We start from the raw sequence: 10732 nt of genomic DNA on the forward strand, positions 1-10732 counted from the left end.
GTCCAGGGCCACGGCGAGTTTCTTGATCTCGGCGCGTTCGCCGCGGATCTGCACGCGGGAATTGTCCCAGTCTGCGGCGTAGGCCTCCGGCGCAAGGGCGCGGATGCGGGAGAGGGCCTTGTCTGCGTTCATTTTAGTCCCCCAAAACGCGTAGATGCTCCCGTAGGGTTTCCCCCTGGGAGCATCTGCGTTCGCCTGCACAAGTCCGGGCGGTAAATTTGGCGGCCTTCGCTGCGGCGCGTCTGGTCAATGTGCGTCCTTGGTGCGTCCTGCTGGAACGTCCGGGGTAGCGGGCTTGAAAACGATATCGTCGTCCGGCCGGAACCATTCTCCGGCTGGCGGCCAGTGTCGTCTGGTGGGCCAACCAGGGCTCGAACCTGGGACCATCCGGTTATGAGCCGGGGGCTCTACCAACTGAGCTATTGGCCCGAAAACCGTCTGAGCAGAACTGCATAGCTTGGGCGCGGCCCGTTGTCAAGCCGGGTTTTCCGGCTCCGCGTCTCCGGGGGCGTCAGCCCTGGCGCGCCAGGCGCTCGATGAGCCCTAGCGCGTTAAGCGCTCGATGAGCCCCGTAGTCGAGTAGCCGGGCAAGAGCGGCAAGCTCACCACCCGGCCGCCGTCGGCCTCCACAAGGTCGCGCCCCACGATGCGCGACACGTCCCAGTCGCCGCCCTTGACCAGCACCTGCGGCCGCACGGCGCGGATGAGTTCCAGCGGCGTGTCCTCGTCAAAGAGCACGATGAAATCGACGCTGGCCAGCCCGGCCAGCACAAAGGCGCGTTCGGCCTCGCTGTTCACCGGGCGCTTTGGGCCGGGCAGTTCGCCCTTGATGCGCCTGACCGAGGCGTCGGAATTGAGGCCCAGGATGAGGCCGTCGCCCAGGGCGCGGGCGCGGGCCAGCAGGTCCACGTGGCCGGGATGCAGAATGTCGTAGCAGCCGTTGGTGAACACCAGACGATAGTCCGGCGGCAGCGCGGCCCGCTTGGCCAGAAATTCCGGCAGGGTCAGGATTTTGGGATGGCTGAGGGTGGTCATGGGCGCTCCCCCTAGCTTTTGGGCTGCAGGTGCTCGGTGTGGCCCATGATGGACAGCTCCAGCCAGTCGTAGCCGAAGTCGAGGCAGGCCTCCTCGTCGTGCAGCACGTCCTCGCGCCGGGCGTCGGTCATGTCCAGGCGGTCCATGAGGTGCGAGCCCACCAGGAAGCGCTGGAAGTCGTCCGGCTGGTACAGGGCCAGGCCGCTCATGCCCGCCTGCTGGCTGTTCATGTGCCGCCCGGTGTCTTGCTCGAACTGGCGCAGGTCCGAGGCCAGGGCCATGAAGCGGTCGTTGGCGCTGTTGTAGCTGTCCAGGCCCTGGTCGGTCATCCAGGTGGCGGTGTTCCACTGGCTGGCCTCGGCAAAGCCCTTGCAGTGGGCCTCGCGCAGGACGAAGATCTGCTGCTGCACTCCGCCGGGGCAGGGGCGGGTGGCCCGGCCGAGCGGATAGGTGCGGCAGGCAGAGGGGCGGTTTTCGTATACCGCGCAGGCGTTGTTGTGCGAGAAGGGGCAGCGCTTGGCCTCGGTGTCCTGCATGTGCATCTGCAGCATGGGCAGGCCGATGCCGGGCATGGCCGTCAGGTCCGCATACTCGTGCACGAAGTCGCGCGAGGCCTGGCCCGTGCTGCGCCGCAGGCGCAGGGCGTCGTAGGGGGTGAGCATGAGGTCCAGCGCGGAGCAGCAGGCCCCGAAGCAGCTCACCCCGGCGTGGCAGGCGAAGCGGAAGCCCTGGCCCGGGGCCAGTTCCTCGTGCTCGTTCAGAAACTGCTGGCTCTTGTCGTCATCGGGCTGGGTCATGTGGGGTCTCCGGTCCGGTCCAGGAGCGCGAAGGCCCCGGCCGCGGCCTCGCCAAGCCGCTGGGCCTGGGCTGCGATGAAGCCCGCGATCTCTTCGCGGGAGTGCATGGTCTGCATCTTGTAGCGGTTGCCCTGGGCGTTGGACGAGGCGTCGCCTTCCTGCCCCCGTGAACCCTGGGCCGCCAGGCCGGAGCGTTTGCGGTGCCGCACGCGCAGGTGCCCCTGGCACACGGCCGCGCGGCCCGTGGCCAGCATGCGCAGGTCGCGCTCGAAGTCGTCGTACTGCGAGGGGCCGAGCGCCAGGGAGAAGGTTCCCACGGCGTCGAAGGCCGCGCGCCGGAACAGGTGGCAGCAGCCCGTCACCGAGGCGCAGGGGCTGATGAAATCGAACAGGCCCCAGTCCGGGCCCTGCAAGTGCGCGTCGCACAGGCGGAAAGGATTGGGCGTCAGGCTCTGGAAGTCCACGTCCGGCCGGTCGCTTGTCGCCTCGGGCGGGATGACCAGGTGCCCGGCCACGTTCTGCAGCAGGTGCGGGGCTTGGTGGTCCGCCACCTTGCAGCCCACCACGCCCGCGTCCGGGTGCGCCCGGAGGGCCGCGCCCAGGCGTTGCAGCCAGTCCGGCGGCAGCGTCACGTCGTCGTCCAGGTAAATGAGCGTTTCGGCCGCCTTGGCTTCCGGCGTGGCGGCCAGCCAGTTTCGCGCCGCGGGCGCGCCGATGTTCACCGGCAGGTCCACGCGCAGGAAGGCGTCGCCCAGGCGTTCCGCCCAGGCGTCCAGCACCTGGGCGGTCTTGTCCGTGCTGCCGTTGTCCAGCACCATGATGCGCGCGCGGCCGCCGCCCGCGCAGGAAAGATCGGACGCGGCCAGACAGGCCAGGGTGGCGTCCAGGTCGTCGGCCTTGTTCCAGGAATAGAGCAGCACAAGGGCCGGGCCGGGCACCGGGGCGAGCTGCCGGCGCAGGCCGGACTCGGCGTCGGTCGCCACCTGGGCCAGGGCGGCCTGCCAGGGGGCCGCGCGCAGGCAGTCGCGCAGAAGCGGCAGGGCGGCGGCGTCCTCGCCCGCCGCAAGCAGCGCCAGCCCGGCGCGCGCGGCGGCAAAGGCCGGGCCGTAGGCCTCCTGCAAGGGGTGCAGGTCGCTCATTAGTTCATGCAGGCAAAATTCGGCGTCCCTGCGCAGAAAGGCGGATTGGGCGGAAAGGATGCGCGCGGCCGGGGCCAGCCCGGGCATGGCGGAAAGGCCTTCCAGGGCCGCAGTCTCCAGGGCGCGGGCAAGCTCGGCCTCGCCGCTGTAGAGCGCCAGCGCCAGGGCCTTTTCGCGCCAGAACAGGCCGTCCGGATCCTTGGCCACCTGCGCGGCCAGGAACTCGGCCAGCTTGGGCGTGTCGCGCCTTTGCGCCAGGCGCTCGAAGTAGGCCAGACCGCTCTCCTTGGCCTCGGGCATGCGCCAGCGCCCGGCCACGGCGGAAAGCCCGGCGCGCGCTGCCTCGGAAAGGGGCAGGTCGCTTGCGCTCAAAATTTCCGCCGCCAGCGGGCCGGAAAGGGGATTCTCGCCAAAGGCCCAGAGCAGGATGTCCGCCGCCAGGGCGTACAGCCGGGCTTTTTCGTCTGCGTCGCCCTCGGCCCGGGCCAGGCGCAGGCACTGCGCACCGGCGAGGGCCAGGTGCCGCCAGCCTGTGGAGGCCAGCGCCAGCCGCTGCCGAACGGTTTCCGGCAGGGCGGACCAGGACCCGGCTAACGATGCTGGCATGGCGGCGCCTCGCTCAACGGCTGCAGGGATTCCTCCGCAGCCACTTGTTTGGCCAGGGCCTCGATGGGCAGTGGCTCGAACAGGGCCTCGCCGAAATAGACGCGCATGAGGGTGAGGGTTTTGGCCGCGTTGCCCAGGTGGCGCGTCACCAGCCGCCGGTTGATGCGTCCCATGCGCAGCCGCAGGGCCGGATCTTCGGCCAGCTTGGCCACGGCGTCGGCCAGGCCGGAAACGTCCTCGGCCGGGCGCAGGCAGCCGTTGACCCCGTCGTGCACCAGCTCCGGCATGCCGCCCACGGCCGTGCAGACCACGGGCAGGCAGCAGGCGAAGCCCTCGAGCAGCACGTTGGGCAGGCTCTCCTGGCGGGAGGGCAGGATGAGCACGTCCGCGGCTTCCAGCTCGGCCAGCACGGCCTCGTGCGACAGGTGGCCGGGCAGGCGCAAGCGGTTCTTCAGTTGCGCGGTGACGAGGTTTTCGAAGGAGCGCATGTCGCGCACGCCCGCGCCCACGAACTCCAGATCGCGCACGCCGCGCTCCACCAGCTCCGCCGCCACGCGCAGGAACACGTCAAAGCCCTTGGCCGGGCCCTCGTTGCCCACGTAGAGCACGCGGCAGCCGCGTTTCTTGCGGGCCTGGCGCTCCGGCGGCAAAACGCCGTCCTCCGGCAGGAAGGAGTTGTACACAAGGCGCAGGCGGTTTTGCGGCACCTGGTACTTGCGCAGCACCTCGGCGCAGACCTGGGAGTTCACCGTCACGCCCTTGGCCATGAGGCAATAGAGCGCGAAGATGGTGTTGGGCGCGAAGATGACGCCCCGGTTGATGAACAGGCTGAAGCGCGCGCCCTTCATCTTGGCGATGGCCGCGCTCTTGTAGGCCCGCGCGTGGAAGGTGTGCACCACGTCGGCCTCCACCTTCCCGGCCAGCCCGGCCACAAAAGACGCAGCCTGCACGTACTGGCGGAAGCCGCCGTATTCCACCAGCTCGATGGGATTCTCGCCGCCGGTGAGCGGAGTGAGCGCCGCGCGGATTTCCGAGCCGGGCGGGATCACCGCCGTGACGCGCAAGCCGCTTTCGCGCATGCCCAGGATGTTGTTCACCATCTGCCTGCTGCCGCCGGAAAGCTTGTCCGAGTCGGTCATGTACAGCACGCTCTTCACTTCCGGCCTTTTGCGCAGGAACTTGAAGAAGAAGCGGGCCGAGAGGGAGCCGGAGTACATGCGCAGGCGGCTTCTCACCCAGGCGCCGTCCTTGGTCTTGCCCACGCCGATGCGGTAGATGCGCATGGGGTCGGCGTCTTCGGTGTTGGCGCTGCGCTCCAGGGTATAGGCGGCGGTGAATCCGGCTTCCCTGGCGCAGGCCTCGGAAAGCTCGTCGTATTGGCCCCAGGGCCAGCAGAAGTGCTGCTCGTCGCCATACCCGTTGATCTCGCGGATGCGCTCGTAGCAGCGGCGGAAGTCCGCCAGGCAATGGGCCCGGCGTTCGGCGTCGGTCCTGCGGCGGTAGTACACGCCGCCGCCTGTCTGGGCGCTGCCTTCCACAGGCCAATAGCCGTTGTACACGTAGCTGCTGCCCGTCTCGAACAGCGGCAGCCGGGCCGCCTCCGGCGCGTGGCGCATGTGCGCGGGGTAGATGCCCGTGGCGCTCCAGTGGGCGTGGGCGTCGCCGAACTCCGCGGTCTTCACCAGGCTGCGGAAGGTTCCCTGGTGCCGGGCGCTGTGGCCGTGCACCTCGAAGCCGAAGTCCGCGATCATGGCCTTGAGCTCGGCTTCGTTCATGAACTGGGAGCGGTCGTCCGCGCCGAGCACCAGGCGGAAGGAGTCCGGCGCGCTCAGAAGCTCCGGGCCGCCCGCCCCGGGGGGCAGCTGGGGGCGCTTTTCGCCCTGGCCGATGAAGTCCGTGACGCAGAAGAAGGTGGCCGTCATGCCGTACTTGGCCAAAAGCGGCGCGGCCAGGGTCCAGTTGCTCAGGTGGCAGTCGTCGAAGGTGAGCACGCAGGCCTTCTTCGGCAACGGGGCGAGACCCTTGAGCCCGGCCACCAGTTCGCGGCCGGAAATGGTGCGGAAGCCCGCGTCCCGTATGGCCGCGAGGTGCTCCTCGAAGCGCCGGGGCGAGTGGCCGTCCACGTCGCTGACATTGTGGTAGCAAAAGACCGGAATGCTTGTTGGCACGTATGACTCCTGCCCAAGCCTGCTACCAGATGCCGCGCCGACACGCAAACATGGGCCGCCCGCCGAGGGTGGCGGACGAAAAATAGATAATGTTCCTGGGCGTTGTCCAAAGCCGACTATGGCCCGGCCTCTATTGATAATCTCTGCGGATGGGGCTACAAGCGCAGGGTATGTCAGAGCGGACGATCCTCTTCATTGCCGAGCCGCAATCCGTCAGCGGCATCTTCCCCGCCCTGCGCGACGCCGGGGTGCAGGCTGGCGTGGCCGACGGCCTGAACTCCGCCCTGACCTTCCTCAAACGCTCGCAGCCCGCGCTCATCTTCTCACGCCCCAGCATGCCCGGCTACGACGCCCTGGCCCTGCTTTCCCGTCTGGCCGAACTGGGCGACGCCGGCGAACCCAAACCCCCGGTGATCATCTTCTCTCGCTCCGGCAGCGCGGAGGAAGCGCAGAAATACCTGGAGCTCGGCGCGCGCGACTACTGGCTGGAGCCCCTGGCCTGGGAAAAAATCCACCTGGTGCTGCCCCCGCCCGACGACACCCCGGCCTATGACGACGCGCCCCGGCACGGCTCGTCGCGCCTGGCCTCCAATTCGTCCGGCCATTCGGGCGCGGTGCGCTTGGCGTCCAATTCTTCCGGCGGCTATGGTTCCGCCGCCACGCGCCTGGCCTCCAACGCCTCGGCCTCCGCTTCGGGCCACGGGGCGCGGCTCATGTCCAATGCCGCGGCCACGGGCGTCTCCAAAACCGCCAGCGCCCCGCAGGATCCGCCCGCCGGGCGCTTCCAGATCATCGGCCGGCACCCGGCCGTGCAGCGCGTGCTGGCCCTGGCCCGGCAGGTGGCGCGCAGCAAGGCCACGGTGCTCATCAGCGGCCCCAGCGGCACGGGCAAGGAAATGTTCGCCCGCTTCATCCACCACAATTCCGACCGCGCCCGCGAGCCCTTCGTGGCCATCAACTGCGCCGCATTGCCCGAGCACCTGCTGGAATCGGAGCTCTTCGGCCACGAGAAGGGCGCCTTCACTGGAGCCATCAACCGCAAGCTGGGCAAGTTCGAGCTGGCCCAGGGCGGCACCATCCTGCTGGACGAGATCACCGAAATGGACCTGGCCCTGCAGGCCAAGCTGCTGCGCGTGCTGCAGGAGGGCGAGATCGACCGCGTGGGCGGCGTGGAGACCATCAGCGTGGACGTGCGCGTGCTGGCCACCACCAACCGCGACATTGAGCAGACCGTGCGCGAGGGCAAGTTCCGCCAGGACCTGTTCTACCGCCTGAACGTCATCCCCTTGCGCCTGCCCGCCTTGTCCGAGCGCGGCGGCGACGTGCTCATCCTGGCCGAATATTTCGCGGGCAAGTACGCCGCAGCCTACGGCATGGGCCCTCAGGTCTTTGCCGAGGAAGCGCGCTCCTGGCTGGCCTCCTACGATTGGCCGGGCAATGTGCGCGAACTCCAGAACCTCATGGAGCGCGCCGTGCTGCTGGCCCAGGGCGGGCCCATCCAGCAGCGGCACTTCCTGCTCGATGGCGACACCTGGGGCATAGACCTTCCCGAGGACGAGGCCCTGGCGGCGGCCCACGGCGGGTGCGCCCCGGCCTCTTCCTCCGCCGCGCCCGCCCCGCCCGTCTTGTCTGGCGCCGGGCCGGACGGCCTGAGCCAGCCCGCGCCGCCCGCCACGCTGAAGGAAGCCGTGTCCGTCATGCCCCTGCACGAGATGGAAAAGCAGCTCATCCTGAAAAGCCTGGACGAGACCAGCGGCAACCGCACCCTGGCCGCGCAGCTCCTCGGCATCTCCGTGCGCACCCTGCGCAACAAGCTGAACGAGTACCGGGAGCAGGGGCTGGAAGTTTAGGAATTTCTCTGGGGCGTCGCCTCAGGCCCCGTTGGGGGCCGACTGCGTTGGGACATGTTGAGGTCCGCGCTCTCGCTTCCCTCGCATTTTTACAACCGGGGCGCGCAGGGCTTGCGGATTCTCTCAGGCTGGACTATCCGCGCCTGGACGGACCATGTTCCATGCTTATGTTTGCCTGACCACTTTGGAATGACCGCTTGTGGGCTGCCGGGCAGCGAAGTCTGCCCGGCAGCCCACAAGCGTACTGGGATCCCAAAGGGCGCATGCCCTTTGGCGGGGTGCAGGGGCAGCGCCCCTGCCGGGGTCAAGGGGCGGAGCCCCTGGCCTTGCACCCGCAACATAGAATCGCACCGTTTGGAGTTTCAATGCGCCTGTACAACACCCTTGGCCGCGCCAAGCAGGAATTCGTCCCCCAGCGCGGCAACGCCGTGTCCATGTATGTCTGCGGCATCACGGCCTACGACTTCTGCCATATCGGCCACGCGCGCAGCGCCGTGGTTTTCGACGTCCTTGTGCGCTACCTGCGCCACAAAGGCTATGACGTCACCTTCGTGCGCAACTTCACGGACGTGGACGACAAGATCATCAAGCGCGCCAACGAAGTGGGCGTGAGCTCGCAGGAGATCGCCGAGAAGTTCATCGGCGAATTCTACGTGGACATGGACGCGCTGGGCGTTCTGCGCGCGGACGTGGAGCCCAAGTGCACGGAGCACATCGCGGAGATGATCGCCCTCACGCAGGGGCTCATCGAAAGCGGCCACGCCTACGCCACGCAGAGCGGCGACGTGTATTTCAAGGTGCGCAGCTTCCCGGACTACGGCAAGCTCTCCGGCCGCAACATCGAGGACCTGGTTTCCGGCGCGCGGGTCGAGCCGGGCGAGGAAAAGCTGGACCCCCTGGACTTCGCCCTGTGGAAGGCGGCCAAGCCGGGCGAACCCTCCTGGGAAAGCCCGTGGGGCCTGGGCCGTCCGGGCTGGCACCTGGAGTGCAGCGCCATGAGCGAGAAGTACATGCCCCTGCCGCTGGACATCCACGGCGGCGGCCAGGACCTGTCCTTCCCGCACCATGAGAACGAGATCGCCCAGAGCGAGGCGGCCACCGGCAAGGAGTTCGCCAAGTTCTGGGTGCACAACGGCTTCGTGCAGATCAACTCCGAGAAGATGTCCAAGTCCCTGGGCAACTTCTTCACCATCCGCGACATCCTGGCCAAGTTTCTGCCCGAGACCCTGCGCTACTTTCTGTTGACCATGCATTACCGCAGCCCCCTGGATTTCTCCTTCGACGCCTTGGAGGAGAATGAGAAGGGCGTGCGCCGCATCTACACGGCCCTGGCCCAGGTGGACGCCGCGCTGGCCGGGACCAAGTGGTCCAAGACCCCGCTGCCCCAGGACATCCTGGACGAGCAGGCCGGGTACGAGCAGGGCTTTGTGGACGCCTTCGAGGACGACCTGAACACCGCCGCCGCCCTGGGGCACCTGTTCGGCATGGTGCGCCTGGCCGGGCGCATTCTGGAGGACAAAGCTCTGCGCAAGGCCGAGGCCGGGCGCGACCTGCTTGCGCGCATCCGCGCCGAGGTGGCCAAGTGGTCCACGGTGCTGGGCGTGTTCGGCCTGGAGCCGGAAGCCTTCCTGGCGTCCCTCAAGGCCTGCCGGGCGGAGCGCGCGGGCATCGAGCCGGCCAGGGTCGAGGCCCTGCTGGCCGAGCGCCTGGAGGTTCGCAAGAACAAGGATTTCGCCCGCTCCGACGCCATCCGCGACGAACTGGCCGCCATGCAGGTCGAGGTCAAGGACACCCCGCAGGGCCAGACCTGGGACGTCCTCTAGGCCTCAAGGAACGCCATGCCCTTTCTGACCCTGCTCGCCATCGCCGTGGCGCTGGCCATGGATGCCTTCGCCGTGGCGCTGGCCACGGGCATCTGCCTGCGCCAGGCCAAGGCCGCGCAAACCCTGCGCATGGCCGGGGCCTTCGGCCTGTTCCAGGCCCTCATGCCCATCGCGGGCTGGCTGCTTGGCCTGTCCGTGCGCGAGTACATCGAGTCCTACGATCACTGGATCGCCTTCGCACTGCTGGCCTTTGTGGGCGGCAAGATGATCTGGGAGAGCTTCGCCTCCAAGGATGACGACGAGGCCTGCGCGCCCAAGGATCCCACCCAGGGCATGCAGCTGCTCATCCTGGCCGTGGCCACCAGCATCGACGCCCTGGCCGTGGGCCTGTCCTTCGCCGTGCTGGGCGAGGCCATCTGGATGCCCGCCCTGGTCATCGGCGTGGTCTGCTTCCTCATCACCGCCCTGGGCATGAAGATCGGCTGCATGGCCGGGCATGTCTCCGCCGTCAGCCGCTACGCCGAGATTCTCGGCGGCGTCACCCTCATCGGCATTGGGCTGAAAATCCTGTTGGACCATCAGGTGTTGTAGCCGCCGCGTCCTTTGGGCGTCGGCAAGGGGCTCCGCCCCTTGACCCCGCCAGGGGGTATGCACCCCCTGGACCCGCAGCGCCGGATGCCGCGCCCGCAAAGCCGGGCGGCGCATCCGGCGGAGTCGTTTCGGGGGCTAGGTTTCGTTGCGGTCAGGCTCGGCGGGAATGGGGAGTTTTCGTTCCGGCATGCGGGCGGGCACTTACGCCTTGACCTGCGCCCGCGCCGGAGCTAGGCGCTTGCCCACGGGCCGAGCGCCCGCGGAGCACACATGCAGACCCCCCGCCCCCCCTTGTTCACCTTCCGCTTCCTGGCCTTGTGCCTGTTCATGCTGCTGGCCTACTGCAACATTTCTGTTTTTTACAATCTGTATCCGTACCTGGAGTCCCTGGGGGTGCCGCAGGCCTGGCGCGGGGCCATCATCGGCTCGTCGTCGCTGGCGACCATCGCCGGGTTCCTGCTGTTCACGCCCAAGCTGACGGAACGCACCGCGCCCTGGGCCATCTTCCTGGGCATCGGTCTGTTGATCGGCTGCGGGGTGGGGTATTTGTTCGAGACGGACGTGCCGGGGCTGTTCGCCCTGCGGCTGATGAACGGGGTGGGCATCGCGCTCATGACGGCCTCGGCCACCACGCTTCTGGTGACGAGCATCGCGCCGGAGCGCAGCGGGCAGGCCTTTGGCGTGTATTCCATCGCAGCGCTTGTGCCGTACTCCATCGTGCCC

At 68.3% G+C, this 10732-nt stretch carries 8 protein-coding genes and 1 tRNA gene; 4 read left to right on the forward strand and 5 right to left on the reverse strand.

Features of this window, described 5'->3' with window-relative positions; all coding sequences use genetic code 11:
- Positions 1–353 precede the first annotated feature (353 nt).
- The 5 genes from VN419_RS09970 to VN419_RS09990 form a co-directional block, all read right to left on the reverse strand.
- Positions 354–429, reverse strand: a tRNA-Ile gene (locus VN419_RS09970).
- Positions 430–543: 114 nt separating this feature from the next.
- Positions 544–1035: a D-glycero-beta-D-manno-heptose 1-phosphate adenylyltransferase gene (gene rfaE2 / locus VN419_RS09975; protein ID WP_325647037.1), complete on the reverse strand. Its 492-nt coding sequence runs from the start codon at positions 1033–1035 to the stop codon at positions 544–546.
- Positions 1036–1046: 11 nt separating this feature from the next.
- Entirely contained in the window at positions 1047–1832 is a 786-nt protein-coding gene (locus VN419_RS09980) for a YkgJ family cysteine cluster protein (protein ID WP_325647039.1), read from the reverse strand.
- Positions 1829–3577: a glycosyltransferase gene (locus tag VN419_RS09985; protein WP_325647041.1), complete on the reverse strand. Its 1749-nt coding sequence runs from the start codon at positions 3575–3577 to the stop codon at positions 1829–1831. Before VN419_RS09985 ends, VN419_RS09980 begins: the two co-directional genes overlap by 4 nt.
- Positions 3562–5745, reverse strand: coding sequence for a glycosyltransferase (locus tag VN419_RS09990; RefSeq protein ID WP_325647043.1), 2184 nt, complete (start codon positions 5743–5745; stop codon positions 3562–3564). Before VN419_RS09990 ends, VN419_RS09985 begins: the two co-directional genes overlap by 16 nt.
- Before the next feature lie 170 nt (positions 5746–5915).
- Here VN419_RS09990 and VN419_RS09995 point away from each other — a divergent pair, with 170 nt between their 5' ends.
- The 4 genes from VN419_RS09995 to VN419_RS10010 all read left to right on the forward strand — a co-directional run.
- Entirely contained in the window at positions 5916–7595 is a 1680-nt protein-coding gene (locus VN419_RS09995; protein WP_325647045.1) for a sigma-54 dependent transcriptional regulator, read from the forward strand.
- 365 nt (positions 7596–7960) lie between these two features.
- Positions 7961–9418 (forward strand): cysteine--tRNA ligase, encoded by a 1458-nt coding sequence (gene cysS / locus VN419_RS10000; protein WP_325647047.1) that lies wholly within the window; start codon positions 7961–7963, stop codon positions 9416–9418.
- Positions 9419–9433: 15 nt separating this feature from the next.
- Positions 9434–10009, forward strand: coding sequence for a manganese efflux pump MntP family protein (locus tag VN419_RS10005; RefSeq protein WP_325647049.1), 576 nt, complete (start codon positions 9434–9436; stop codon positions 10007–10009).
- Between the two features lie 270 nt (positions 10010–10279).
- The coding region (locus VN419_RS10010; protein ID WP_325647051.1) for an MFS transporter at positions 10280–10732 on the forward strand (453 nt) is incomplete at its 3' end.

Origin of the sequence: Humidesulfovibrio sp. (genome assembly GCF_035560995.1) — a bacterium.
Classification (GTDB): Bacteria; Desulfobacterota; Desulfovibrionia; order Desulfovibrionales; family Desulfovibrionaceae; genus Humidesulfovibrio.